The sequence below is a fragment of the Umezakia ovalisporum Ak1311 genome (assembly GCF_029891685.1).
In the GTDB taxonomy this organism is placed as follows: domain Bacteria; phylum Cyanobacteriota; class Cyanobacteriia; order Cyanobacteriales; family Nostocaceae; genus Umezakia; species Umezakia ovalisporum.
This window is the reverse complement of sequence record NZ_JANQDJ010000046.1, coordinates 1-26,698: the sequence shown is the minus strand read 5'-3', so window position 1 is coordinate 26,698 and position 26,698 is coordinate 1. Positions and strand designations below refer to the sequence as shown.

The 26,698-nt window shown below is 38.8% G+C and carries 20 protein-coding genes and 2 pseudogenes; 19 read left to right on the top strand and 3 right to left on the bottom strand.

The features are described from left to right. Positions 1 to 132: 132 nt before the first annotated feature. The 12 genes from NWP25_RS08320 to NWP25_RS08265 all read left to right on the top strand — a co-directional run bounded on the left by NWP25_RS08320 (position 133) and on the right by NWP25_RS08265 (position 15,233). Positions 133 to 1,992, top strand: coding sequence for an RAMP superfamily CRISPR-associated protein (locus NWP25_RS08320; protein ID WP_280699192.1), 1,860 nt, complete (start codon positions 133 to 135; stop codon positions 1,990 to 1,992). A 109-nt stretch (positions 1,993 to 2,101) separates the two neighbouring features. Then, on the top strand, positions 2,102 to 3,787 hold the full coding sequence (locus tag NWP25_RS08315; RefSeq protein WP_280699190.1) for a hypothetical protein: 1,686 nt from the start codon (positions 2,102 to 2,104) through the stop codon (positions 3,785 to 3,787). A 426-nt stretch (positions 3,788 to 4,213) separates the two neighbouring features. Then, on the top strand, positions 4,214 to 6,337 hold the full coding sequence (locus NWP25_RS08310) for a WYL domain-containing protein (protein ID WP_280699188.1): 2,124 nt from the start codon (positions 4,214 to 4,216) through the stop codon (positions 6,335 to 6,337). A gap of 320 nt (positions 6,338 to 6,657) precedes the next feature. Further along, positions 6,658 to 7,140, top strand: coding sequence for a hypothetical protein (locus NWP25_RS08305; protein ID WP_280692230.1), 483 nt, complete (start codon positions 6,658 to 6,660; stop codon positions 7,138 to 7,140). A gap of 48 nt (positions 7,141 to 7,188) precedes the next feature. Continuing rightward, complete coding sequence (locus tag NWP25_RS08300) at positions 7,189 to 7,953, top strand: hypothetical protein (protein WP_280651347.1); 765 nt, start codon at positions 7,189 to 7,191, stop codon at positions 7,951 to 7,953. Between the two features lie 204 nt (positions 7,954 to 8,157). Next, positions 8,158 to 9,345 carry an ISAs1 family transposase gene (locus NWP25_RS08295; protein ID WP_280699195.1) on the top strand — a complete coding sequence of 396 codons (1,188 nt, stop codon included), beginning with the start codon at positions 8,158 to 8,160 and terminating at the stop codon, positions 9,343 to 9,345. Then, positions 9,346 to 10,032, top strand: a complete 687-nt coding sequence (locus NWP25_RS08290; protein WP_280651348.1) for a CRISPR-associated endonuclease Cas1 — start codon at positions 9,346 to 9,348, stop codon at positions 10,030 to 10,032. It begins immediately after the preceding gene. Between the two features lie 2 nt (positions 10,033 to 10,034). Then, the gene (cas2, locus tag NWP25_RS08285; RefSeq protein ID WP_280651349.1) at positions 10,035 to 10,313 is read left to right on the top strand and encodes a CRISPR-associated endonuclease Cas2; all 279 of its coding nucleotides are present in this window, start codon (positions 10,035 to 10,037) and stop codon (positions 10,311 to 10,313) included. Between the two features lie 120 nt (positions 10,314 to 10,433). After that, positions 10,434 to 11,117, top strand: a complete 684-nt coding sequence (gene bioD / locus NWP25_RS08280) for a dethiobiotin synthase (protein ID WP_280651359.1) — start codon at positions 10,434 to 10,436, stop codon at positions 11,115 to 11,117. Between the two features lie 125 nt (positions 11,118 to 11,242). Beyond that, complete coding sequence (locus NWP25_RS08275) at positions 11,243 to 12,460, top strand: M20 metallopeptidase family protein (RefSeq protein WP_280699186.1); 1,218 nt, start codon at positions 11,243 to 11,245, stop codon at positions 12,458 to 12,460. 10 nt (positions 12,461 to 12,470) lie between these two features. Next, a complete protein-coding gene (locus tag NWP25_RS08270; RefSeq protein ID WP_280657382.1) occupies positions 12,471 to 14,636 on the top strand; it encodes a DEAD/DEAH box helicase in 2,166 nt (721 codons plus the stop codon). A gap of 12 nt (positions 14,637 to 14,648) precedes the next feature. Further along, on the top strand, positions 14,649 to 15,233 hold the full coding sequence (locus NWP25_RS08265) for an Npun_F5749 family FMN-dependent PPOX-type flavoprotein (protein WP_280651352.1): 585 nt from the start codon (positions 14,649 to 14,651) through the stop codon (positions 15,231 to 15,233). A 250-nt stretch (positions 15,234 to 15,483) separates the two neighbouring features. Here NWP25_RS08265 and cysE read toward each other — a convergent pair whose 3' ends face one another. Together cysE and NWP25_RS08255 are read right to left on the bottom strand one after the other, a co-directional pair. Next, the gene (gene cysE, locus NWP25_RS08260) at positions 15,484 to 16,248 is read right to left on the bottom strand and encodes a serine O-acetyltransferase (protein ID WP_280651353.1); all 765 of its coding nucleotides are present in this window, start codon (positions 16,246 to 16,248) and stop codon (positions 15,484 to 15,486) included. Positions 16,249 to 16,379: 131 nt separating this feature from the next. After that, a complete protein-coding gene (locus NWP25_RS08255; protein ID WP_280699184.1) occupies positions 16,380 to 18,092 on the bottom strand; it encodes a DUF3352 domain-containing protein in 1,713 nt (570 codons plus the stop codon). 153 nt (positions 18,093 to 18,245) lie between these two features. On the opposite strand from NWP25_RS08255, the gene NWP25_RS08250 reads away from it, so the two are divergent. The 3 genes and pseudogenes from NWP25_RS08250 to NWP25_RS08240 all read left to right on the top strand — a co-directional run. After that, positions 18,246 to 18,605: a rhodanese-like domain-containing protein gene (locus tag NWP25_RS08250; protein WP_280651355.1), complete on the top strand. Its 360-nt coding sequence runs from the start codon at positions 18,246 to 18,248 to the stop codon at positions 18,603 to 18,605. A gap of 378 nt (positions 18,606 to 18,983) precedes the next feature. Beyond that, positions 18,984 to 20,081, top strand: a complete 1,098-nt coding sequence (gene hrcA, locus NWP25_RS08245) for a heat-inducible transcriptional repressor HrcA (RefSeq protein ID WP_280651356.1) — start codon at positions 18,984 to 18,986, stop codon at positions 20,079 to 20,081. 13 nt (positions 20,082 to 20,094) lie between these two features. Continuing rightward, positions 20,095 to 20,334: pseudogene (locus tag NWP25_RS08240) on the top strand (DUF2834 domain-containing protein); the annotation flags it as partial. A gap of 124 nt (positions 20,335 to 20,458) precedes the next feature. Here NWP25_RS08240 and crtW read toward each other — a convergent pair. Then, a complete protein-coding gene (gene crtW / locus NWP25_RS08235; protein WP_280651357.1) occupies positions 20,459 to 21,238 on the bottom strand; it encodes a beta-carotene ketolase CrtW in 780 nt (259 codons plus the stop codon). Between the two features lie 968 nt (positions 21,239 to 22,206). On the opposite strand from crtW, the pseudogene NWP25_RS08225 reads away from it, so the two are divergent. The 4 genes and pseudogenes from NWP25_RS08225 to NWP25_RS08210 form a co-directional block, all read left to right on the top strand. After that, positions 22,207 to 23,172 (top strand): annotated as a pseudogene (locus NWP25_RS08225) (IS701 family transposase); the annotation flags it as partial. Positions 23,173 to 23,370: 198 nt separating this feature from the next. Continuing rightward, positions 23,371 to 25,092, top strand: coding sequence for a fatty acyl-AMP ligase (locus tag NWP25_RS08220; protein ID WP_280652215.1), 1,722 nt, complete (start codon positions 23,371 to 23,373; stop codon positions 25,090 to 25,092). Between the two features lie 40 nt (positions 25,093 to 25,132). Then, positions 25,133 to 25,378, top strand: a complete 246-nt coding sequence (locus NWP25_RS08215; RefSeq protein ID WP_280652214.1) for an acyl carrier protein — start codon at positions 25,133 to 25,135, stop codon at positions 25,376 to 25,378. Positions 25,379 to 25,392: 14 nt separating this feature from the next. Next, a complete protein-coding gene (locus NWP25_RS08210; protein WP_280699182.1) occupies positions 25,393 to 26,571 on the top strand; it encodes a cytochrome P450 in 1,179 nt (392 codons plus the stop codon). The last annotated feature ends 127 nt before the right edge of the window (positions 26,572 to 26,698 follow it).

Sequence of the window (26,698 nt, the reverse complement as noted above, 5' to 3'; positions counted from 1 at the left end):
TTTACGAACACCTGAATAATTTATCGGTATGTTCAATGTTAATTCCGCTGACATACCCCACATGGATATTTTTTAGTTGAAATTCCCTAATCAAAGAAGTACAGCAACATTAAAGATGTAGGAACTGTTAGTATGACTGATGCTGGAGCAAGACAACCTATTCCCACTAATCCTTGGCTAAATCATCCTTTACATCGCAATTTAAATTTTGTAAAAGAAGCCAGTTTCGTCGAGTATCTGCGATGGATGCGGATTTTAAGAGAAAAACCAAATGACACTTCTAAACGGGGGAAAAAATTAGCCACACAAATTGATTTAGTCAACAACGGTGAAGTTATACAACTACTGGATGAATTACAAAAAACAAGTAACTATGATTCTCGACTGAGAACATTAACAGACCGGACTCGGAGGTTAGCTACAGTATCATTTGAGGCTACTGTATCTTGGCGGGTACGTGTGGGAGGGATGCGAGGGCCAGCATCGATATTATTACCTGCCTTTGATGCTTTGGGTATGCCTTATATTCCCAGCTCTACATTAAAGGGTGTGGCGCGAGAAATGGCAAGATGCCATCGCGATGTCACTGATGATGAGATCCGAGAAATATTTGGCGACATCCAACCAACTACTTCCATGGGGAAAGTGATTTTTCTTGATGCTTACCCCTTACCATTCCCAGAAACAGATAAAGATTCTCCGGATGAAATACCTGGGTTAGTACCAGATGTGGCAAACTCTATCTGGACATGGGATGGTGATAATCCACATTATAAAACTAATCCTAATGTATTTTTATCATTGCGGAAAGTGACTTTTGTAGTTGGTTTACGGGTACATGACAAGCAAAATCTAGAAATTCTTAACCTTGTGCAAAAATGGTTAATTAAAGCTCTGAACCAAGGCGTAGGCTCAAGGGTAAATAGTGGTTATGGAGTGTTAGAGGTTCAAACTAAAGTAGAACAAGAAAAACCAAAAAAACGAATTCTGAGTGTTAAATTTGAATTACAGGGACAATTAGTCCGTGGAAGACAGGAATTTAAAAGGTGGGCAAAAAATAGTGAAGGGACAGGGTGGAAACCACCAGGTGAGGCAAAATCTGAAGTTCGTCCTCCCGCTTTTCGTTCTATGTTGCGTTATTGGTTTCGGACATTAGCTTTAGGAGTGTTGGAAGCAAGTACAGTTAAACAATGGGAATTAAAGATTTTTGGAGGTATTGACCCTACAGCTAAATTGGGAATGTTTCAATTAGAAATTTATGATGGTAAAATCATCCGCAATAATGCTCAAGATAAAGAAAAAGAATTTGGATTAGCTACAGGAAGTTTAATTTTATATCAGTCAGCAGTTGTTCGGGATATGCAGCCCGAAGAGCAAACAGCTTTGAAAAAATTGTTAGAAAGTTTAACATGGTTAACTTTCCATCTTGGTGGTGTTGGTCAAGGAGCAAGAAGACCATGTTATTCTCGCAAAAAAAGGTGCAACTCCAGACCCCCTTTTTGGCGTGGTTCAACTGTTAAACTCATGAGCGAAAGTCCAGAAAATGAATATTGGAATTGTCCCGAACAGTTAGATGATTTTCAAAGTCTTTTTCGTGGTCGGTTAGATTCTTTTTATAGGAATCTATCAACACTGACTCAGTTATGTTTCGATCATACACAGTCAAGAACCGCAACCAGAAGTGGTGATTGGGCGGAGGCGGTTGATAGCAACTGTCGGATTATTTGTGTCCAGGGTGATTTTAGTAATGATAAACCTCCAGCTTTAGCCTTGCTGCATCAACAAGCTAATCCAGGGAATGGCTATGACTCAGAGTTATGTGGTTCAATACAGGTGCGATCGCCTATTTGGATTGCGCGTGTTGGCCATTGCTTTGATGTCATAACTATTTTCGGGGTTGATAATCCACGTCGTCAAGCATATTTCAATTTGTTAATACAACAGAAGCATCCTATCAAAGAACATAGAGAAATTTGGCAGGGTAGATCATAAACCAGTTATCAGTTAAATCCCTGGGTTTAAGTCTATGCTGATATACCTGATAACTGTTCCCTGTTCACTCTTAAATTGTCCAAAAATTACCCTTAGTGAGAACCAGAATATGTCTATCCTTATTGCTAATATCGGCACTTCTGACTTAGCAGTTAAAATCGAAGATTACTATTTTCCCATAAAATTTGACCGGAATGAACCAAATATTAAGTTACCACCTGGAAATTCTAATGAAGCCGCACTTTGGTCCCAGCGTGAAGCATTCATTGAAGAATTTTTATGTGAGGAACTCAAGCTGAATAATAATGCTTCTTTTCGAGATTTAACCCATAAAATATTAGAAAATTACCAACAAAATCCTGACTACTGGCATTCTAGATTGCGTCCTGGGAGAATATGGGGAATTATTAAAACTGCCCAGGAAAAGTTTCATGTCAAACACGTTTATTATTTTGTTACTGATCAACCACCGTCTGAAGTTTATGGTTATCCTACAGATACGGTTAATCTGGCTAAAATTCTCAATATTTGGTTGCAAAGAGAAATTCTAGATTTGCAAATTACTCCAATTATAATTCCCCAACACATTAAACCTGTTGAGCAAGATACTTTGTTTAATTACTATTATGAACAGTTGCATAAAATTAGTCAGGGACAGGATAAGATTCTAATTAGTCTCAAGGGTGGTACACCCCAAATGCAAACCGCTTTGCGAATCCAAGTTATGGCTTTGAGTGTAGATTTCCAAGCTTATCTAGAACCGGAATTAGATATTACCAAAGTCTTAGCAGGAGAACCATCTCCTTGTAAATTAAATGCTTATTGGCTATACATTCGAGGACAAAAGTACCAGGCGGTTAACCAAATTTTACAACGCTGGGATTTTGATGGTTCTATTCAATTAATGAGAAGTTTTGAGGGATATTTACAATCCTTAGTCCAAGAAAATGTACTTGAGGCAAGTGCTATCAATGATTCTCTAATTCAACAAGTTATTACAGCCTTGAATGTAGCAGTAGATTGTTTAAATTTAGATAATGTGAAGGCTAGTCAAGATTTAAAAAGGATTGAGAATAAATATTTGCGGCAATCTAGTAATTTGCACAAATTAGTTTGTGATGATAATTATAATAAGCTTTTAAATATTTATACACAATGTCGTATTTATTGGCAACTGAACCAAATTGCTCATTTTTTATCTAGATTGGCTTCTTTTTGTGAAGAAAGTTTACATGATATAATTAGGTCTTTGGGGGGGGTGAAATATTTCGATCAAACTGGATATCGTGATAATTGGTATGTAGATAAAAAGCAAGTAGAACGTCAATTGTGGCAATTTTTTGAAAAAGCGGAAGGTGAAAAATGTAACAATGAGTTACCATACCTTTTACAAGGAAGATTTAGTAAGAGGAATTTTATCAATGCTCTAATTAAGTTTAGAAGTAATCTCATAGAGAAAACTGCTTGGCAAAAGATTACTGAATCTTTAGATAGGCTGGATTACTGGATTGATAAACGAAACCAAATTATCCATAGTTCTCAAGGTGTTTCTTTAGAAAGTATGGAAAAAATCCTAGAAAAAGATAGAAAGTGTAAAAACTATAAGATTAAATATGCTAATCAAGCTTGTCTCCCGACAGAAATTTTGACAGAAATCACGAATATCAGTCAGCAAACAGCACGGATTTTTAATAAAACTGTCAGTCACTATGTAGGTTTGAATAGTCCTTACTATATTTACTCTGATGTTCGTGACTGGGTTATAACTCAGTTAACTCAACATGGGTTGCAATGATGGGTTTGATGCAAGGACAACTGCGGGAATCTATAGCTGTTTTAGGCGAACAACTGTTATATAATCCTCAAATCCTTTTCTGTTCAGCGTTTGAGTCATTATCTATGAAATAGAGATTCGCGCAAATTATCAAGCCCTTGCTGTGACTAAATTTGAGGATTTTTTCAGAGATGAGATATTGATAGGCGATGGCTGAAATTATACTTTTGAGTGAGATCGGCGAAAATAAGTCCTGTAATTCTTGTTTTTCAAACCTTCCAGCCTTCTGCACTCTCTAGTAACAATGTGGGGATGATTTAATGGAAACAGTGAAAATTTACCCCAGAGATTAGCGACTAAAAATCGTCATTCGCACTAGCACAAAAGTAAAAAAGACCATGACACTTTAACATCAGAATATAAAAAGCAAAATAAATATCACCTGAGATGCCAACAGCCACACTCAAGAATCAAGTGTCAACCAAAACTGACTCCAAAGCCGTCGCGCATTTTCTCATTGGAACACCAGGAAGCGGTAAATCTACCTTTGCAAAACTCATATCTAGGTTGGGAAATTGCGAAATCATTTCCACTGACGACATCCGCGAAGAGTTATATGGTGATGCGGCAATTCAAGGGGAATGGCAAAAAATTGAGGAAACCGCCATTCAGCTTATTTGTACTGCATTGAGTGAGGGTAAAAGTATCATCTATGATGCTACTAATTTTAAGCGTTGTTTTCGCATTGACTTTTTGCTGAAAGTTAATAGCCAAGTTGCACAAAGGAAATTAACCCAACCTAACTGGATTGCTTGGTACTTACAAACTCCCCTTTCAACTTGTATGGAATGGAATCAACAACGCCAACGCCAAGTTCCCGCCACTATCATCGAAAGTATGTATAAAATGCTGCAACAATTTCCGCCCATTACTGGGGAAGGATTCGCCGCAGTCAATAAAATTGATGTGACTGCACCGAAATTTTCCGCACATCAAATTGCGAAACTAATTGCAGATGTTCCCCGTAAAATTGTCAATTCCCAAAATCGTTATGCAAAAATCACACTCCATCGTTATAGTCGTTTGCTAGATTTTGAGCGTTTGATGTATTTGATATTCTTAATCATTAACTATCCTGGGATTGGGGAATTTCATTTAAGTAAACCTAAATTATTAGAAGATATTCTTGGTTATGTTCCTAATTTTGTTAATTTTTTAGAAGAAATTACTACTATTATGGCTAAACTGCGGGGTGCAGTTTATGCAAACAAAGATGCCATAGCGGCTGATTTGGAATGGTTGGAAACTCAAGGAATTATCAATGCTACTTTTTCTGTAGCCAGTCACAAAAATCAAGAATTTAAGAGCGATGAATTGATATCTTTAAGTGCAGTACACTCTTACTCAGACAAGCAAGTTTTTGAGCGTTTAATCGGTACAATCCGCTTTATTCTCCACTATCCTTTTTTAACAGATATGGGTGCAGGTAGCTTGAATACTTTAATTCACTCCTTACGGCAAGCTGGAATAGTTGACGACCACCGTCGAGAAAAAGCTACAATTCGCAAGGATATTGAAAAAGTCTTGAAACCCTATAAAATATTGCCTAATTTTTCTATGCGTAACGGTTATTTTGCTGGTACAGGCATCCTTTCTAAACCAGAATTAATCAAGGTATTTGATATGATTCAATCCCAAGCTAACAGTTTAAATGACCCCCAGGCTTTGGGAATCTACGAAACATTCAAGCAGCGTTTATTACAAGCACATATTATTGAAAATACTGAAAATATTTATCCTGTACGGGCGATCGCTAATACTTCCATTGTGGACCCCAAGCATCTCCATAGGAGTGCGTTAAGTAATTATCTAGCCCAGTTAGAAAGGGGGATTGTAGAAGGAAAGCTTTTGGAGTTAAAACGGTTTGCAGGCGTAGGTAAATACACAGCAGATGAAAAGGATTTTTTCTTAGCATATCCATTACAAATCGTGTTTTCTAACTTTGCTTGGTATTTGGGTTATGAGTGCTTCAGTGGTGAAACTTCTGGTTTATTGCGGTTTGAACGTCTGGATAGACTTTTTTTAGGTAGACTACAAACTAAACAACGCAGTCGGGAAGAACAAGAAAAGACGTTACAAAAGTTACAAAAATTATTTAAGGCCGGTGCAGGTATGCACTTAGGAAACAGCACCACTGACCAAAAACTGTTTCTCAGTGATGATAAACAAAAACGAATGCAAGTCTGCGTGACGGTGGAATTGTGGTTTAGCGATAGGATTTATCCGTTTATTACTGAGGGAACAAAACGGTTTGCACAGATGAAAATGTCGCCGCCAATTCACAAGATAACCAATAACATTCCAGATGCATTATTTTGCTTGAACAAAACCCGCGATCGCAATTTCCCCCATCGTTTTCAAGTCACCTTTCCCAAGTGGACTTTAGATGATTTTGATTTGTGGCGATGGATTGTTGGTTTTGGTGCAGAGGTGAAGGTGGTAACTCCAGAAGAGTTGCTCCAGAGGGTAAAGACAATCGGTGAAGGAATTTTAAGTAATTATGACAGTTGAAAATTTCGGAAGTTGAATTAATGGAAGCGGGTGGATGTTTGGCCTTGGTTCATCTTCCTTGTTTCTTGTTGACGCAAGTGAGTTCTTTTGTCATTCGCATCAGATACCTGCTCAATCTACATCTTTTACTGGTAACTTAAAGACCACGAGTGTATGGTCGTCTTTGTGTCGTGTCATAGTCGTGGAGGACAAATGAAAGGATATAGTGATGACATTGCAGAATTTGCATAAGCCAATAAAGACGCAATTGGTGATGATACTGAAGTTTGCTGTATAAGTATTGCCACCAATAACTTTTGAGGTAATAAGGATATAAATATATGAATGTACATCCATTTATAGCAACTGGGTTGATTGCTACTCATAGCATAATTTGCATTTCATTACCCACACTGGCACAAAATATCAAATCAATTTCTGGATGCAATACAGCTTTGCGATTAGCAAAAAATCAAATTCAAAATAATAGAAAAGTTAAAGTTGTTAATATTTATCAATCAAACATTGCTGAGAATTACAAATTGTATCCTAAAAATCGCCCACATTCCTATGCCTTTGGATTAGAGGGTGCAGCAACAGAATCTATTTTAATATCTGGTAGATTTTTGACTTCAATTACCGAAAATATTATTAGCAACTGCCCATCAGTTAGTATGGTTAGTTTTGGTCTTAATCACAGTGATTACGTAGTTACTTACGGATTGTTAAAGGCTAATAGAATCAAATTCTTTGAATGTATTAATGATTATTCTAATAAATCACTAACTCAAAAACTGCCTTGGGGATTCGTATTTTGTATTTAGAAAATAAAATCGTCTAAATAAATTTGAGACTGAGGAAAGGAGTTACCCATGAATTTTAACAAGAGAAAAATTGCTAAACTACTACTAAGTTTAGTCTTAACCAGTCATACTTTAAATATTCAAGAACAAGTAATAGCTTCTCAGGTTGTTACTAATGAACCAGAACTGCGTAAAGGTTTATTAGATATCATAATTGGAGGCGATAAAAAAATCTGTTTTGCTGGAATTTGTATTGATCCTGGAAAACTGACAGAATCCCTATTAGCAAAACAAATCAGAGAAATATCTGAAAAAAATGCGCCTGTCACAGTTAGCAGTGACAAACTGTTTCCCAGGATTTCTTCTCTTCCAGGAAATGAATTTAACCCGGTGTTACTTGATTTACAAAATTCTAATCCACAAGATGCTATACCTCCTGGGGACTATGCTATTTTTGTGAAAGTTTACTGTCTGCAAAAAGTAGCAGCAAGTCCCAATGGACATCGTTATCTGTTAGGACAATATGGAGGAAAGCGTAAGGAGGTATTAGCAGCATTAAATTTAGCAGCAGCTAATTCTAATATTGCCCATCAAGACATACAAAATCTTTCCTGGGCGATTCAATCAGGTATATCCTATGAAAGTATGCCCCAGCCAATGCAGGAATTAGTAAATAAATTAATTCCCCAGCATCGTGATAATTTAAAGCAAGAATGGTGGGAACAAATCGAGCAAATTTGGAATCAAGGTTCGCGCTTATTAAATTTACCCTCCTTTGAGACATTTATCTCTCAGAATTTGGGAGATGTAGGACGGCAGGGTAAGCTCATCTAATTTGGTATAATGGAAGCTTGACAAATAAAATCAGATAAGCATAAACAAGGATGTAAAAAACGCACTTGACTCAAGAGGAAGATCGATGAGATGACTTCAATGCTGTTATGGAAAATCACAGGAGTCAAGTAGATGTCACAGGGCTTTGAAACTAAATCGGCTGACACTGTTCAAACTGTGCGTGGTCAGTGAAAGCCAAAAGAAATAGCAGACATTAGCAGCATTCAACAGAGTCTAGTGGAGCATTTTGCTCCTATCAAAGACCCGAGAGTAGAGCGAACAAAAAAACATCAACTTCAAGACATCTTAGTAATGGCAATTCTGGCAATCATTGCGGGAGCACAAGGGTGGGAAGATATTGAGAATTATGGCATTAGTAAGCAACAGTGGTTAGAAGAGTTTTTGGCATTACCAAACGGTATTCCATCGGATGACACCTTTCGGCGGGTATTTGAGTTCATCGACCCTGAAGCATTAAATCGATGTTTTCTGCAATGGGTGGAAACCCTGGTCAGTTCCATGGGAGGAGAGATTATCCCCATAGATGGAAAGACAATTAGGGGTTCCTATGACCGCAATCAGGGTCAATCAGCACTCCGGGTTGTCAGTGCCTGGGCAAGTGAACAACGCTTGGTATTGGCACAGGTGAAAGTAGAAGATAAATCCAATGAAATTACGGCGATTCCGGCATTATTGGAATTACTAGATATCACAGGCGCTATCATCACAATTGATGCAATGGGAACACAAACTGAAATTGCCAAACAGATTGTCGCCAACAAAGCTGATTATGTTTTGGCACTCAAGGCCAATCATCCTACTCTGTATTCTCAAGTCGAACAATGGTTTGAAACTGAGAAAGCGAACAATTTCCAAGGCGTTGATGTCAGCTATGACAAAAGAATTGAGAAAGCTCATCATCCCACAGAAATTCGTGAAGTTTGGACTTTACCCGTTGCGGCGATTCCACAACTTTATCAACCCAAGGTCTGGGAAGGATTGCAAAGCCTAGTGATGGTTGTGCGCGTCCGGCATCTTTGGAACAAGACTACTCGTGAAGTGCAATTTTATTTGACTTCTCTACACAGTGATGCTCAACTTATCGGTCAGGCTATCCGCAAACATTGGGGCATTGAAAACGAGGCTCACTGGACTCTCGACTGTACTTTTGCCGAAGATGACTGTCGCATTCGTTCTTTCCACAGTCCTCAGAATTTTGCTCTTTTAAGACGCTTTGCTCTTAATGCCCTTAACTGTGAAAAAACCTACAAACCTAGTCTCAGACAAAAAATGAAACGCGCCGCTATGGAAAATAATTATTTGATTCAAATTCTCAGTTGTTGTTTCATTGACAATATCTTAGATTCTTCTGATTCCTTGTGTCAAGCCTGATTGAGATGCTCTTACCCTGACCATGAAACCCAACGTGCATTAAATTACCTAACGCTGTTAATGGATAATTTATCACTAGCAACATCTTTTGATCAACTGTGGGAATATAGTGAAGAAGCAGATGGGGTTTACTACAATGCTGTTACTTCACTACTCAAGTTTCATCACCCATACTTGTACTTTCAGCGAGGGCGTATAGGTGGATTATTTAACCTAGGATATCAACTGTTACATCAACATATATATACCTTGCTGGACACCTCGGGGCTTCATCCCCATTGTGCCATTTTACACCGCAATGTACACCATGAGTTACCTTTAGCATGGGATTTTACCGCCGAGTTTAGGACTGCAATTGTTGATGACTTAGTATTACATTTTGCCAAAAAATTTCCCCACACCAAGGGATACGGAAACGGAAATAGTAACGGCAAAAGTCAACCAAGAACAATTGTGCAACATTTTCTCCAACACTGGGAAGCCAAGCTCAAAACATTTGTATTGCATCCCCAGGCCGGAACAGTTAGTTATCGTCAGTGTATGGATTTCCAAGTCCGAGAATACCTTGGGTATGTGCTAAGTGATGTGGAATATTACCGTCCCTTGGCTTTAAAATTTCATCCTTTAGATTCCAAGCTGGCCAGCATCACTAAACCTCAAAAAGCATCGTTAACGGTGGTGAAATAGCAATGTTCTATTTAGTATGCTACGACATCGTTAGCGACACTCGCCGTAACAAAGTGGCGAAACTTCTAGAATCCTACGGTTTACGAGTACAAAAGTCAGTTTTCGAGTGTGTATTAGATGAGAATCAGTACACTACTTTATCTAAATACTTGACTAGACTTGTAAATAAACATGAAGACCAAATACGATTTTATCCCATGTCTGCCCACACACGTTGCAAAGTTGCAGTTCTGGGAACAGAACCGGAGTTTGTCATTGATGATGCGGCGTTTATCGTCTAATTCAAAGAGACTTAACTCAGTTAAAACCACTAATTACCAATGACCCGAGGGACAAGCTCTCCTCTCAAAGAGGCATTACGAATTACAATTAATTAAAACTTGTGGATGTTTACGAGCTTGTTGAACACATTACTGATTACTGGTACTGATACTGAGGCTGGTAAAACTGTTTTAACAACAGCCTTAGCAGCTTATTGGCAAAAGTATTTTCCCCAGCGTAGCTGGGGAATTATGAAACCCATTCAATGCGGGATGGGCGATCGCGAATTATATCAAAAGTTATTTTCTTTACAGCAATCTGCTGAAGAAATTACACCTTTGTATTTTGCAGCACCCTTAGCCCCTCCCATTGCCGCAGCTAAGGAAAATCGACAAGTAGATTTGGCTGTGGTGTGGCAAACTTATTCTCAGTTGCGATGGCAGCGTGATTTCCTACTGGTGGAAGCTTTGGGTGGTTTGGGTTCACCCATCACTGATGAATTGACAGTGGCAGATTTAGCAAGAGACTGGCGTATACCTACGCTATTAGTAGTACCAGTTAAATTAGGTGCCATCGCTCAAGCAGTGGCGAATGTAGCATTGGCTAGGCAATGCCAGGTAAATCTTAAAGGCATTGTTCTTAACTGTGTACGATATCGTACAGATACAGAAATAGCTGACTGGACACCATGGGATTTGATTCAATCTTTAACTAATACCCCTGTTTTAGGTTGTTTGCCTTATCTAGATAACTTAGAAGATTTGGATAAACTGGCTCAAGTGGCATCAAATCTCCATTGGGAAAGGTTAAGCAGCAGTTTGTAGCATAACTTACCCTTGATTGACCTAAGCAACGCCAGTAGATAAAAGCTCCGCCCTGAACTTTTTGATAAGCATTAAACTGGGAAAATATCCTCAGTTAGCTGAACTGAAAAGAGCTTGATTTCATTATGGTGTCTACCTTTCCCAACTCTTCTGTAGATTTATCTCGCATTCGTCTAGAAATTCGCTCATTGCAACCGCAATTAGTGGAATGGCGGCGGCGACTGCATCAAAAACCAGAATTAGGGTTTCAAGAAAAACTCACTGCTGAGTTAGTATCCCGTCACTTACAAGCATGGAACATTGAACATCAAACAGAAATAGCTAAAACCGGTATTGTAGCTACAATTCAGGGTAAAAAACCAGGTGCTAACAAAGTGTTGGCAATTCGGGCTGATATGGATGCTTTGCCAATTCAAGAACTGAATGAGGTTCCCTATAAGTCCCAACATGATGGCGTGATGCACGCTTGTGGACATGATGGACATACGGCCATTGCCATGGGTACAGCCTACTATCTTCAGCAGCATTGTCAAGACTTTAGCGGTACGGTGAAAATAATTTTTCAACCAGCAGAAGAAGGTCCCGGCGGAGCAAAACCAATGATTGCAGCCGGGGTACTCAAAAATCCTGATGTGGATGCAATTATCGGCTTACATTTATGGAATAATTTACCGTTGGGCACAGTGGGTGTTCGGCCTGGGCCATTGATGGCATCTGTGGAATGCTTTAACTGCACTGTTTTAGGCAAAGGCGGACACGGTGCTATGCCTCATCAAACCGTTGATTCGGTGGTAGTTGCTGCCCAAATTGTCAATGCACTACAAATCATCGTATCTCGTAACGTCAACCCCATTGATGGAGCTGTGGTGACAGTGGGAGAACTGCATGCAGGAACAAAACTTAATGTTATTGCTGACACAGCCCGGATGAGTGGTACTATCAGATACTTTAACCCCAATTTACAAGAATTTTTTCACCAACGAGTTGAGCAAATCATCGCGGGAGTTTGCCAAAGTCATGGTGCAAAATATGAATTAGAGTATTGGAGTCTTTATCCACCAGTAATTAATGATGCAGGCATGGCAGAATTGATCAAGTCAGTAGCAGAAGAAGTCATAGAAACTTCCCTAGGTGTTGTACCAGAATGTCAAACTATGGGGGGGGAGGATATGTCATTCTTTTTACAAGAAGTTCCTGGTTGTTATTTCTTTCTCGGCTCTGCCAACTCGGAGAAAAATCTTGCCTATCCTCATCATCATCCCAAATTTGATTTTGATGAAACTGCCTTGGCCATGGGTGTAGAAATATTTGTTCGTAGTGTAGAGAAATTTTTGAACAGGTGACCAATAACCGATGACGTTTTCCAGACTTGCCCCGTTTATCCAAGAGTATATTTATCATCACAATTGGTCTGAATTACGACCAATACAATTAGCAGCTTGTGAAGTTATATTCAACACAGATGCTCATTTGCTGGTGGCGGCGGCAACTGCATCTGGGAAAACAGAAGCAGCATTTTTACCAGTTTTGACCTTATTACACGAAAAACCTCCTCACAGTATTGGTGCATTATATATTAGCCCCATCAAAGCTTTAATTAATAACCAATTTCATCGCCTCAACGATATGCTCAAATCAGCAGATATTCCTGTATATCATTGGCACGGTGATGTAACACAAAGTCACAAAAATAAAGTTTTAAAAAATCCCCGAGGTATTCTGCAAATTACCCCAGAATCTTTAGAAAGCCTGTTAATTAACAAGCACAATCAGTTAATTCACTTATTTGGTGATTTACGATTTGTAATTATTGATGAAATCCATTGTTTTATGGGTTCTGAACGTGGTTTTCAAATTATTTGTCAATTACAACGTTTAGCCACCTTGACAAAAACTCAACCCCGGCGTATTGGTTTATCAGCAACCCTCGGTGATTATGCAATGGCTGAAGAGTGGTTAAGTTCTGGAACTAAACAGCCAGTAATTACTCCGATAACTGCCCCAGAAAAACGCCAAATCAAGCTGGCTGTAGAACATTTTTATCTTAATAATTCAATTGATGAATCAGAATTTACAGCTTATGAACAATATATTTTTAACTTGAGTAAATCTCGTAAATGCCTAATTTTTGCCAATAACCGCACCCAAACAGAATCAATAATTGCATCCTTGCGCCAAATTGCTGCACAACAAGCACTACCAGATATTTATCACGTACATCATGGCAGTATATCTGCTAGCTTACGGCGAGCTGCGGAAAATGCTATAGCTGAACCTCATCATCCCGCTGTGATTGCTGCCACATTAACTTTAGAATTAGGCATAGATATTGGTCATTTAGAGCGGGTAATTCAGTTAGAATCCCCTTTGTCTGTTGCCAGCTTTTTACAACGCTTAGGACGCAGTGGTAGAAGAGGTGAAGCTGCTGATATGCGCTTGATATGTGAGGAAAATCAACCATTATCTGAAGCGCCTTTACCAGAACAAATTCCTTGGCAACTCTTACAATGTATTGCTATTATTCAACTTTATCTAGAAGAAGCTTGGATTGAGCCGATACTACCAGTTAAATATCCTTTGAGTTTGTTGTATCATCAAACAATGAGTATTTTGGCAGCAACAGGAGAAATAACACCCGGTGCTTTAGCCAAACAAATTTTAAATTTATCGCCCTTTGCAGCTATTTCTGCGGCAGACTTTAAGAGCTTGTTACGCTATTTAATGGACATAGACCACATTCAGCAAACAGAACGAGGTAAATTAATTATTGGTTTAGCAGGAGAAAAAATAGTAGGGAAATTTCAGTTTTACGCAGTGTTTGCTGAACATCAAGAATATATAGTCAAGCAAGGAAAAGAAGAAATTGGTACTATTTCCATTCTACCACCTGTGGGTAATCAATTTGCCTTAGCAGGTAAAAGTTGGGAAGTTGTAGAAGTTTATTTTAAAAAAAAGCTAATTTTAGTTAAGCAAGTTACAGGTAAAGCTAGTATTATTAATTGGCGGGGCGGTGGTGGTTGTATTCATACAAGAATTTTGCAGAAAATGCGGCAAGTATTACTAGAAGATGTTGAATATAGCTATTTAAAAAACAATGCCCAAGGACGGTTAAAGGAAGTGCGGCAACTAACACGCAAGGCAGGATTAGATCAACAATATGTTTTACAATTAAGCGAAGGTCAATGTTGCATCTTTCCTTGGATGGGTACAATTGCATACCGAACTTTGGAAAGATTGCTGAACTGTTTTTGTCGAGAATCATTAGAAATTAGCAGTATTAGTGGGGTGAATCCTTATTATTTGATAATCAAATTAGGTAAAGATAAATTTAAATATCTGCAAACTGAACTTGTTTCACTGTGTGAGCAAAGAATTACAGCAGAAGATTTAGTCAGTTCCGCAGAAGCCCCAGAACTGCAAAAATATGATCAATTTATCCCCCATTCTCTTTTAAGAAAAGCTTTTACGATGGATTACTTAGACTTGATAGAAATGAAGCAGCAAATTTTACGTTGGTAGGTAATTTAAATAATGTCCATTGCTCCTTGGCGCAGTGCTATCGCTCGTGCGCTTCATCTTAATCGTAGCCTTGCTTATGCCCGTTACCTCCAACTGGCAACAGTCCAGGAAAACTATCGTCCTGCCAATCGTACGGTTGTTTTTCGAGGTTTTCTGGAAGATACCAACCAACTGAAATTTATTACTGATAGGCGTAGTCATAAAGTTAACCAAATACAAAAACAACCTTGGGGGGAAATTTGTTGGTACTTTCCCAAGACAAGAGAACAATTTCGCCTTTCTGGTTCCTTAAGTGTAATAGGAGTTAATGATTCTGACTGTATTTTGCAAGCAGCCCGGCTCAAAACTTGGCAAGAATTAAGTGATTCAGCACGTTTACAATTTGCTTGGCCTCACCCTGGTCAAACCAGAGTAGAGGAAGGGAAGGCCTTTGAGCCATCACCACCTGATTTTGCCAAGCCAGTGCCGAATTTTTGCTTAGTGCTATTAGAACCAGTGGAAGTAGATCATTTAGAGTTGCGGGGGGAGCCACAAAATCGGCGCATTTATCGGCGCGATGAACAAGAAGTTTGGTCTAGGGAGGAAATTAATCCCTAGTGTTGTTTTGACATCTCTCCTTGCTAGAAGGAAAGAGATTCTGAAAGGAAAGAGAACCGTCAATTTCTTGGCCATGTTAATGAGACTATTTAATGATGTGTCTTTCCACTAAAATCATTTGAATATATTTTGCCAGGGTTAGACCTAAATAAACCTCCCTTAAATTCTTTTCCCTAAATATTGCTCATGCTTTTTGCACATGATGATATTTGACTATATCTAACTCTATTTTTTTTATACAAACTTAATACTAAATTCCTGCGCCATCGAGAAATTGTTGAATTGCTTTATCTCTGAGGCTACATAGGGGAGCATCTTGTAACAAGTCACTTTCGTTAGAAACTACAGAAAGTGACAAAACATGAGTTTTTGGGGAAGATTGATTGTTTTGTAGATTTTGTATTTGTTGTTCTAAGGATTCAATTCGATCAACTAAGGCACGAATGACTTCAGCTTCGGAATCTGGTAAGTTGTTGTGTTCTAGGGGAGCAACTCGCGCGCCAGAACGATAAACAATGCGACCAGGTACCCCCACAACTGTGCAATCTGTAGGTACATCCCTGAGAACAACTGACCCTGCGCCAATGCGGACATTATTGCCAATATGAATATTACCCAGAACCTTTGCACCGGCTCCCACTACCACGTTTTCCCCTACTGTGGGATGGCGTTTACCTGTTTGTTTACCAGTTCCCCCCAAGGTGACACCCTGATAAATGAGAGTATAATCTCCCACTATGGCTGTCTCACCAATTACTACCCCCATGCCATGGTCAATGAATACACCCTGGCCAATGGTTGCGCCGGGATGAATTTCGATACCCGTCAAAAACCGGGCTGTGTGAGAAATTAACCGGGGTAAAAATGGAATACTAATATTATGCAGCCAGTGAGCCAATCGGTGAAATAGCAGGGCTTGCAAACCTGGGTAACAAAACAGGACCTCCAACCAATTACGAGCAGCGGGGTCACGTTCAAATATGATGCGAAAGTCAGCACTTAGTCTAGATAGCACGAGAAAGTACCCTCGGAAAGCAAAACGAGATACTATCCCATAGTATCGCTCCTGGAGTCAACTCTCAAAGTGAGAAATTTGGAAAATCACCGATGTTGAGTCAGGGTTACAAGAAAAAAGGTAAAACTTGATTAGTCTAGGAATTGGAATAGTACTTTGCCTTTGAGGGATTTTTCCTCGTTACCGTAACTACTAATGGTAAGCGATCGCAGGTTTTGCAAAAACGGTTTACCCACTATTTCCACTAACTGCAAAATTGGTACTTGACTTTCTAACATAGTTTTGCCTTTTGTCCAATCGATATATATATACCCCTGATTGGGTTGGGGAATGGCAACAATACTATCTAGGAAATTGGGATTTCTGACCTCAGCAACCCTGGGGGAACGGAGCGCTTCTTTATCAGCCATCACAGTGCTTTGGTAGTTTGTGATTATTTCAGCCAAAGTTTCTAATTTGGAGGCGAAAATTTCGTAATTACCCAGAGTTGTGTGTACTCCTTGTACTTTGGTATCAATGGCGAATGTTGGGGGTTGTTTGGTATTAGTGGGTTCAATTACCGCAGTTAACTTTGTCCAGGCAGAAACTTTCTGTTGATTCAAGTTAAAAGAACTGAGGTTGAGTTCACGGAATGAAGCGATGGTATCCAAATGAGAAATTCCTTCTGGAACATCCTTTAATTTTTCTACCACAAAAACCCAATCAGGATAAGTTGATTCTCCATGGGGTAACAAGGCTAAAGCATATTCACCTTTTACCCAACTAAAGATATCTTCTTTTAAGTTTATCCCTTGGTTTTTTTGCAGTTCTCTTAATGGCGCCACTAAGCTGGAAATTCCATCAGTACCAGAACCGGAAAAAACAGTTTTGACTTGTGTCCAGAGTTGCCCTAAATCACTGTTATCCAAATTGTTTAAATCAGAACTGGCAATAATTACCCCTGCCCCATCTGGTATGTATTCTAAAGCGCCTACAGGTTGAGCAAGTGGTGCAGAGGGAGGCATGATTTCCCAGTCAGTGAAAAAGTTTGTTTCTGCTAACAATCCCCTGGGGTTTAAAGATAAAGAAATAATTTGGCTATGGAAAGTTGCAGGTGGTAATTTTAAGCCTTGCCATTGTGCCAAAGCGGGAAGATTGAAAAAAGCTGTAGCAAGGGAGGCTGGAGAAATTTGTTGCAGGGCTTTTTGGTATTGGGGGGAACTGGGCAAATTTAAATCAGGTGCTTGGACGTTATTAATTGCGTCTCGTAGCACCTGGGGATGATTGGCGAATAACACAAAGCCATGGACAACTGCACCAGTTAGGGAATTTTGTTGTAGTTGGAAATTGGAATTGTCAGATATGAGCTTTACCCCTTGATATTGCTCAACAGCTAAGTTAGCTCCAGCTAATACCCGTTGAGAAAAGAACAAGTCTAAAAACTCGCGGCTTTTTGCTGGTTTATCCGCGGCTAATACCATGAGATACCCTGGTTGCTGTCCGTTCTTTGGGTCACGATCAATGTCTAGAGTGGTGACGGACAGAGTAATTTCATTTCCTAGCCAGGGTTTAATATCTTGTTTGTAATCTATGATACTGTTAGCTAATAAACTGCTTTTGAGTTGAGATAATTGTTCTTTAAGCCCTAAGGACTGTAATTGCTCAGGATTTGTCAGTAATGAAACCATTGCCGGAGCAAGTTTTGAAACAAAGATAGCAGCATTGGGGCGAGAAGTAGAGGCCATTAGGTCTACCGGAGTTTTGGCCACAAACCAGTAAAATCCGGCTATGGCTACAATCAGCAGTGCCATGGCACCAGCTACCAAGAAACCAAAGAATGAGCGTTGGCTATTCACATTAGACATCCTAAACCAGATATAAATTTTACATTGATTGGATTTGAAAGCCTACAGGCAAGGAAGCAGTTTACTATAACTATCCCCTTAGGAATAGATGCTGATGCTAGGAAAAAGATTTTCTGCCACCATAAAAGGTATAAGGTTGTTTACAAAAATCTCATGACAGGGAATCCTTCTAGTCAACTCATTACTCAGATTAGTGTAGAGGAACTGGCTCAACGTCTGACTTCTGATGATGTAAGTATTCAGTTAATAGATGTGCGCGAGCCTCAAGAATTGGCAGCCGCTAGCATTGAGGGCTTTGTTAACCTGCCTCTAAGCGAATTTGCGGAATGGGGAGATCAAGTTCTGACTATGTTCAATCCCCAAGCCGAAACTCTTGTGTTATGTCACCACGGTATTCGTTCTGCTCAGATGTGCCAGTGGCTCATGGCGGAAGGTTTTACAAATGTTAAAAATGTTATGGGTGGCATTGATGCCTATTCTTTATTGGTTGATTCTTCTATTCCCAAGTATTAGTTGATCACGCCCTGACAGATGGCATTGCTAAAATCGCGCTGATTGTCAGATTTGAGCAATGCTGTTGTTAAGACAATGAATCTGAGTTGAGAGTTTCAGCATTACCCAGATTTTACTCATAGTCCAGGTATATGAATTTGCTCAAAAATAAGTATTCTAAAATACAACTTCCTTGAAAAAAAGCTGCAATACTACTTAAAGTAAACAATTTTAGCAGTAATAGCTTAATTTGACAAAATAACCATCACATGAGTTGATACTTAGTGATGAAAATAAAACTAAATATTTTGCTAAATTAATTAACTACTTTCATATTTTTTTCAAATCCCAATTTTTTTCTCAGTTTAATTAAAATTTGCCTTCAGTAAAACATACCCTATGGAAGTCCACTTAACGAATCGACAACAGCATATACTTTGGGCAACAGTACGCCACTATATCGCTACAGCAGAGCCTGTAGGTTCAAAAACTTTGGTTGATGAGTATGACCTAGGTGTAAGTTCAGCCACAATTCGGAATATAATGTGCGTTCTAGAAAAATCTGGGTTACTATACCAGCCACACACCTCTGCTGGACGAATACCTTCTGATTCTGGCTACCGCATTTATGTTGACCAGTTAATGAAACCTTCTCTGGGAGGTACTATGCGAACGGATACCATCGCAAAAGAGGTTGAATTGGCGTTGCAAAATCGCCTGCAATGGGAAGATTGGAGTTGGGAAGCCTTATTGCAAGGTGCAGCGCAAATCTTAGCAACTGTCAGTGGTTGCATTAGCTTAATTACTATGCCCCAAACCAATACAGCAATTTTGCGACATCTGCAATTGGTGCAGATTGAAGCCAACAAAATTATGCTGATTGTGGTGACAGATACTTATGAGACTCATTCCAGGCTGATGAATTTGTCTCCAGAGGAGGAAGAAGGAACACTTGATTCCGAGGGAATAGATCATGAATTACAGATCGTCTCTAATTTTTTGAATACCCATTTGCGGGGACGCAGTTTATTGGAATTAACTACCTTGAACTGGAGTGACTTAGACCAGGCTTTTCAACGCTATGGCGAATTCTTGAAAAGTTCAGTAGCAGAATTAACTCGTCGCCATCTAACACCAACCACAACTCAAATTATGGTTCGGGGTGTAGCGGAAGTTTTGCGTCAGCCAGAATTTTCTCAATTACAGCAAGTACAGACAATTATTCATCTCCTGGAAGAAGAACAAGACCAATTGTGGCGATTAATCTTTGAAGAATCGGAAACAGAAGATTTGGGTAAGTCTAAGGTAACGGTTCGCATTGGTACAGAAAACCCATTAGAGCCAATACGCACCTGCACTTTAATTAGTTCTACTTATCGTCGGGGTTTATTACCTGTAGGTAGCGTAGGAGTTTTGGGGCCCACACGCCTTGATTATGAAAGTGCGATTACAGTTGTGGCTGCTGCTGCTGATTACCTCTCGGAAGCTTTTAGTTAATTGGTGAGGATTTATTACCTATGCTTTTATCTTTGCACCCCCAGGTCAACCAGACACATTGGAGTTAATTCAAAAACTTTCCTTGGGGCAATGGCAAGGTATTAACCCCATAGTAATAGTATTATTCAATCTCACGGCCATGTGGCCTGTAATTTACAGCGCACCTTTACTTATTGATGGTAGAGGGCAAAAAATACCGGCTTGGGCTTTTGCTACTACTGCTTTTGCCCTCTTGCCTTATTTAGCTTTACAAGTTTTCTGAAAACAAAAATCCGTTGTTGACACTCCCAGGGCTAAAGCCACGGAGATTCCACATTCTACCTCAGAATTTGCTCTAGCAGGTTTTCACCAACTAGAGTATTGATTCCACCTTTGATTTAGACTTTTGGTTTCAACATTTGATAAATTTCTGGTAGTTGCCACCAGGGGATATTGGGGTATTCGTGATGTTCGTGATGGTAACCGAAATGATAACAAGTTATGAATGACCACCAAATTGGACGGCTAATGGTTTGGGAACGATGATGATCTTTGTAACCTTCTACTGGTTCACTGTGGGGTAAAAAAGTTCCAAAATAAAATAATTGTAAGGAACTTAAAATTGAGGGAATTACCCAAAAATAAGTGAGATTATCCTCTGGAAGATGTAAAAAATATGTTAGCAAGTTATAAATAGTCATTAATGTGATAATTTGTCGCCAACTCCAGTAACCCTTCATAAAATGAAAATACCAGGCAAAAAAGTTTTTATGCTTACCGTTGTGAAAATCTGGATCTGTTTCACTGGCTGGGTTATGGTGATGTAACCAATGTTTTTTTAAAAGTTTAGGATAGGATAAAAGACCATAGAGAAATAGGCACAATGACCCTATAAAATGGTTGACTTGGATATTTTTGGGAAAAACTACCCCATGCATGGCATCATGAGCTGTAATAAACAATCCCGTATACAAAAATGTTTGCCAAAGTATGAGCGGCAATAACATCCAAAATTTGCATTGGGATATATCAATATAAATTAACAAAGCCAGGCTCATAGCCCATATGCTGATAATGGCCATGGCCATGAAAACCCCCCTGTACAGGAATTTACTTTTCACTGTTGGGGTACTAGTGATTTTTACTTGAGGCACTGGTAGTTCTTCTAACTGAAACACGCTTTTACTCCGCGTAGGATTGACGTGAAAATCTGAAAATATAGTCGTGGACAAGTACTCAGCATTGGCCAGAAACCAATAGACAAGGCTACTCATCCCAAACTGTGTAGAATTATTAAGATATCTTAATTATTATTACACATATCATCCCCATGCCAAAAACTCTTTAAAGATTTTGCAGTTAAGACTGCAAGAGCCCTGGTCCAGTGAAAGGACTTGGTAGTTTATGAAGACTTGCAGGTAGGAAATATGGTTAAAAACCACCATTTAGCTCAATCTATCAGGGATGCATTGTGGTGGTTCTTCACTGATTGGTTAGACTACTATTGCCAAGTTTTTCATACTTGGGCCATGGCAGTTGCACCATAGTATACACCTTAAGATTGTGCTGTTTGTGGAACAGGGGTTAAAAAGTCGTTGTCTACTCCTACTCACAAATGCCATTCTTGCCGGACAATTATCCACCGTGGCCACAATGCAGCAATTATGATTTTGAACAAAGGATTAAAAAGCACTGTGGTTACCACAGAATCTAAAGCTTGTGGACAAAAGAACCTCTATCTAGGAGGGGAAACTCCTGTAGACAAGTGGGCTGAATGAAACAAGAATCCCACCCTTTAAGGGGTGGGAGGGTCAAAGCATCACTAAATTGACACGCCCCTAGCTAAAGGTACACTAGCAACATATCTACAAGTGTTATTCAATATATAGCTCAACAAAAAGCTTAAATTTCTGTGGCGTTTACGCCACAAGTAGCCTCCATCCCTTGCCTAAATTAGGAAATGCGGCGCTCCGCCCCTGAGTAATTTGTGATATGTTAATATCGACAGTAAGGGTAAACAACCCGTACAAAAACCAGCTGCCCGACGGCAATCTGCACCTTGAGAAAAGTTAAAAGTTATTAACTCTCTTGTGTCACCGTTGCAGTAGTATAATAATTTACAAATTCTAAAACGAAGATAAAGAAAATGGTAGAGCCTCGTTCACCCATAAAAACCGTCAAGTTTGTGGATGAACATTGCTTGTGGTATAAAAATCTTTTTTCGGATGTTAAGAACTTTGAAGCTTTCAAATATCTATATATAAGACGTATTTCTGATTTAAAACGGAAAAGTATACCTGAAGTGGCGAAAGTTGTCGGTCTAGATAACTATCAAGGACTACATCATTTTTTACCTACATCATCTTGGGAGGTAGAAGAGCTAGGAACCTTGAGATTAGAGCTAATTTTAGAGGTATTAAAAGGAAGACCAATCATTTTAATTATTGATGAAACAGGAGATAAAAACAAAGGTAATACAACAGATTATGTAAAACGTCAGTATATAGGCAATTTGGGCAAAGTAGAGAATGGAGTTGCGGCGGTAGTTACAGCCTATGGTGTGTTCCGTGGGATGACATTCCCACTACTGCTTGAAGTGTACAAACCACGAGGGAAGTTAAAGCCAGAAGATAAATATCTGACCAAGCCTCAAATCGGGGCAATGCTAATACGAAAGTTACAGTCGATGGGTTTTAAATTCAACTTGGTACTAGCTGATGGCTTATATGGCGAAAGCAGCACAAATTTTATATCTGCATTAGATGAACTAGATTTAAATTATCTAGTAGCAATGGGCTCAAACGATTATGTATAATTGCTTAAGGAACAGTATACTCAATACCTAAAGTGGCAGAAGTTTAAAAGAGTATTCTCTGACTTAAGCAGTGAAAATCCATTTATTAGAGAAATAATACACGGGCAACGTTGAGAACATAGATGTTGGCAAATTACCACAGATATAGAGAACTTACCTAGAAACTCTACCTGGTATGTTATGAGTAAATACCCGGATATTACACCAATAGAGGTTGGGAATTTCTATGGCTTAAGAACATGGGTGGAATATGGCTTAAAGCAGAGTAAGAATGAATTAGGTTGGGGGGATTATCGTTCAAATCCTTGTGAAGCAATGGGAACTGATTTTATAGAGGTAGGGATAGTTTTGTTCCTAAACAATAGTATATATAATGATATCTGACTATATGTGATTATATTTTAGTAGTTTTATTTTATTTAAACCAAATACCACTAAGGGCGATGGCCATTAGTGTTTGAAGTTAATTCCTATTAAACCAAATCACCCCTTGCAATGAAAACAATAACCTCAATTCTTGACACAAGAGCAGAGCACACTCCCAATCAGTTAGCCTACATCTTTCTTAAGGATGGCCAAAATCAAGAAATCTGCATTGATTACAAAACCTTACAGCAAGAATCAAAGGCCATTGCTGACACATTACTATCTCTTTGCTCCGAAGGCGATCGCGCTTTATTGCTTTATCCTCAAGGTTTAGAATTTATTACAGCTTTTTTAGGGTGTCTATATGCTGGGGTTGTGGCAGTTCCGGCTTACCCACCAAGGCGTAATCAAAAAATGTCTCGATTACTGGCAATTATTGAAGATTCTCAACCTCAAATTATTCTCACTACTAGCTCTGTGTTAGAAAATATTCAGTCAAAACTTGAGACTTTTTTAAACTTGCCAGCAACAAATTTTTTGGCAACAGATAGTATAAATTATGACAAAACCCCTCACCTACAGCTTCCAGATATTAGTGCTAACACTCTGGCTTTTCTTCAATATACATCGGGTTCAACGGGTTCGCCCAAAGGAGTGATGATTTCCCATGACAATATTGCCCATAATTCCATTTATATTCAAAAAGCATCTCAACTTACAGAAAAAAGTGTTTCTGTGACATGGTTGCCAAGTTTCCATGACATGGGTTTAATTGATGGTATTATTCAACCGCTATATACAGGTTTTCTAGGCGTTGTAATGTCGCCTGAATCTTTCTTAAAAAATCCTATTCTTTGGCTGAAAGCAATTACGAAATATGGAGCCGCTCATAGCGGTGGTCCAAATTTAGGCTATGAATTATGTGTCCAGAGAATTACCCCTGAAGAACAAAAAACCCTTGATCTCAGTACTTGGGTAAGTGCCTACAATGGAGCGGAGCCAATACGACGAAAAACCCTAGAAAGCTTTATTAATAAATTTCAATCTTCTGGGTTTAAATCTCAATATTTTTATCCCTGTTACGGCATGGCAGAAGCAACGTTAATGATTTCTGGCGGTAATATTGAAGATGAGCCAGTTTACCTAAATGTTCAATCAGAATCCTTAGAGAATAATCGAATAGTAGAAGCTGAGAAAGATAGTGAAAATTATCAGGAACTCGTGGGTTGCGGCCATGTGTGGGAAAATATGGAAGTAAAAATTGTCGATCCTGAAAGTTGTTTAGAATGTGATGAAAATCAAGTAGGAGAAATTTGGGTTTCAGGTTCTAGTGTTGCTCAGGGTTATTGGCAACAAGAAGAAAAAACCATCGCAACTTTTCGGGCTAAATTAGCTAATGGAGATAAACGAAATTTTCTCCGCACAGGGGATTTAGGTGTCATGGTAGAAGGGGAACTATTTATCACGGGAAGAATCAAAGATGTAATAATTATTTGGGGACGGAATCATTACCCCCAGGATATTGAATATTCCTTACAACAAAGTCATCAGGCTCTACGGTTAGATTGTGGTGCGGCCTTTACTGTAGAAATAGATAATCAAGACAAATTGGTTATTGTTCAGGAAGTAGAGCGTACCTATTTGAGGAAGTTAAATGTCAACGAAGTTTTCTCGGCTATTCGTGAAGCCCTTGCTCTCCATCATGGCTTACAAGTTTATGCCATGGCCTTAATTAAACCAGGGAGTATTCCCAAAACCTCTAGTGGTAAAATTCAACGACAGGCTTGTCGCCGGGCTTTTTTGAGCAAAGTTCTGGCAGTGGTTGCACAATGGCAACAAAATTCATTATAATCACCCTCAATGTAATTCGAACCAAACTTTAATAATTATTATGGATAGAACGAAAATTGAACATTGGCTAATAGATAACCTAGCAAGTCTTCTAGGTATTGATAGCGAAGACATTGATTTAGAGAAATCTATTTTTACCTACGGTTTAGATTCTTCTGTTGCCTTGAGTCTTACTGGTGAGTTAGAAACCTTGCTGGATTTAGAGCTAGACCCAACATTATTGTGGGAATATCCCATAATTCCCGAACTGACTGAATATTTAGTAGATGAATTAGCTAAAAAATAGAGGTCATTTTAACAATGAAAACAAAGAAAGTTGTATTTAACCCCTTTGATCCAGAATTTCACGCTAATCCCTATCCTGTATTTGATTATCTGCGTCAAGAAGATCCCGTTCATAAAAGTGCTCTTGGGACATGGATTATTACTCGTTACGCCGATGCCGTTAGTATTTTAAATGATAAGCGATTCACTGTAGATAATCTTCCTGAACGTCTTCAGCTAAAAAGTGCCTATGTAAAGGAAGGAGATTTACAAACACTTTCACAAACAACTAATCAATGGTTTTTGTTTTTAAATCCACCTGATCACACTCGGCTTAAAAGAGCTGTGACTCCAGCGTTCTCCCCCAATGCCGTAGAAAAAATACGTCAAACAATAGAGGAAATAGTTGATGATTTACTTGCGAAAGTTGAGGAAAAAGGGGAGATGGATATTATCAAGGATTTAGCTAGTCCTTTATCAGGCTTGACTATTGCTCAAATATTTGGTTTTCCCAAGGAAGATTGCGAAAAACTTATTCACTGGTCTTCTCAACAATTTTTTCTATTACAACAACCTTGGTCTTTAGAAGCCTATGAACATCAAAATCAAGTAATGATAGAAAATAAAGAATACCTGGTGAAAAAAGTCGCTGAATATAAAAAACAGCCCAATGATGGTTTAATGAGCTATTTGATTAATCAAAAAGATATTGAAAATCAGCTTACAGAAGAGGAAATCATTAGCACCTGTATTTTGATTAATACGGGAGCTCAAGACAGCACGAGAAGTTTAATTGGCAATGGGATTTTGGCACTTTTGACTCACCCAGAAAGTTTGGTTTATCTCCAACAAAACCCCAAGGAAATTAAAAATGCCGTAGAAGAATTTCTTCGCTACGATAGCCCTATTCAATACGTAGCTCGCAGGGCAATGGAAGATGTTAAAATTGCAGGAAAGCTCATCCCTGAAGGTGATACTGTCATCGTCTATATTGGGGCTGCAAATCGTGATCCTGAAGAATTTACTAATCCCAATGAACTCGATTTTACTCGTCGAAATCGTCACATTGCATTTGGGGCAGGAATTCATCACTGTTTAGGTATATTCTTAGCCAAGATTGAAGCCCAGATTGCTATTAGTAGCATAATAGAAAACTTGCCCAATTTAGGTATTAATACAAATAAGTTGGAGTGGCATGAAAGCCACAAGTGTTGAATGTTAAGAAAGAGGTGATAAAAATAGCCCAAAATATGGTAAATTCTGGGCGAAGTATTAAAATATAATAATTGATAATGATTATAAATTCATTTCCCAAGATTGTCAAAGACATCCTCAGACCGTT

What these genes read in the sequence shown, in the direction of transcription:
- NWP25_RS08320 (WP_280699192.1), top strand. Translation starts at nt 133, where the DNA reads ATGACTGATGCTGGAGCAAGACAACCTATTCCCACTAATCCTTGGCTA.
- NWP25_RS08315 (WP_280699190.1), top strand. Translation starts at nt 2,102, where the DNA reads ATGTCTATCCTTATTGCTAATATCGGCACTTCTGACTTAGCAGTTAAA.
- NWP25_RS08310 (WP_280699188.1), top strand. Translation starts at nt 4,214, where the DNA reads ATGCCAACAGCCACACTCAAGAATCAAGTGTCAACCAAAACTGACTCC.
- NWP25_RS08305 (WP_280692230.1), top strand. Translation starts at nt 6,658, where the DNA reads ATGAATGTACATCCATTTATAGCAACTGGGTTGATTGCTACTCATAGC.
- NWP25_RS08300 (WP_280651347.1), top strand. Translation starts at nt 7,189, where the DNA reads ATGAATTTTAACAAGAGAAAAATTGCTAAACTACTACTAAGTTTAGTC.
- cas2 (WP_280651349.1), top strand. Translation starts at nt 10,035, where the DNA reads ATGTTCTATTTAGTATGCTACGACATCGTTAGCGACACTCGCCGTAAC.
- NWP25_RS08275 (WP_280699186.1), top strand. Translation starts at nt 11,243, where the DNA reads ATGGTGTCTACCTTTCCCAACTCTTCTGTAGATTTATCTCGCATTCGT.
- NWP25_RS08270 (WP_280657382.1), top strand. Translation starts at nt 12,471, where the DNA reads ATGACGTTTTCCAGACTTGCCCCGTTTATCCAAGAGTATATTTATCAT.
- NWP25_RS08265 (WP_280651352.1), top strand. Translation starts at nt 14,649, where the DNA reads ATGTCCATTGCTCCTTGGCGCAGTGCTATCGCTCGTGCGCTTCATCTT.
- NWP25_RS08255 (WP_280699184.1), bottom strand. Translation starts at nt 18,092, where the DNA reads ATGTCTAATGTGAATAGCCAACGCTCATTCTTTGGTTTCTTGGTAGCT.
- NWP25_RS08250 (WP_280651355.1), top strand. Translation starts at nt 18,246, where the DNA reads ATGACAGGGAATCCTTCTAGTCAACTCATTACTCAGATTAGTGTAGAG.
- hrcA (WP_280651356.1), top strand. Translation starts at nt 18,984, where the DNA reads ATGGAAGTCCACTTAACGAATCGACAACAGCATATACTTTGGGCAACA.
- NWP25_RS08220 (WP_280652215.1), top strand. Translation starts at nt 23,371, where the DNA reads ATGAAAACAATAACCTCAATTCTTGACACAAGAGCAGAGCACACTCCC.
- NWP25_RS08215 (WP_280652214.1), top strand. Translation starts at nt 25,133, where the DNA reads ATGGATAGAACGAAAATTGAACATTGGCTAATAGATAACCTAGCAAGT.
- NWP25_RS08210 (WP_280699182.1), top strand. Translation starts at nt 25,393, where the DNA reads ATGAAAACAAAGAAAGTTGTATTTAACCCCTTTGATCCAGAATTTCAC.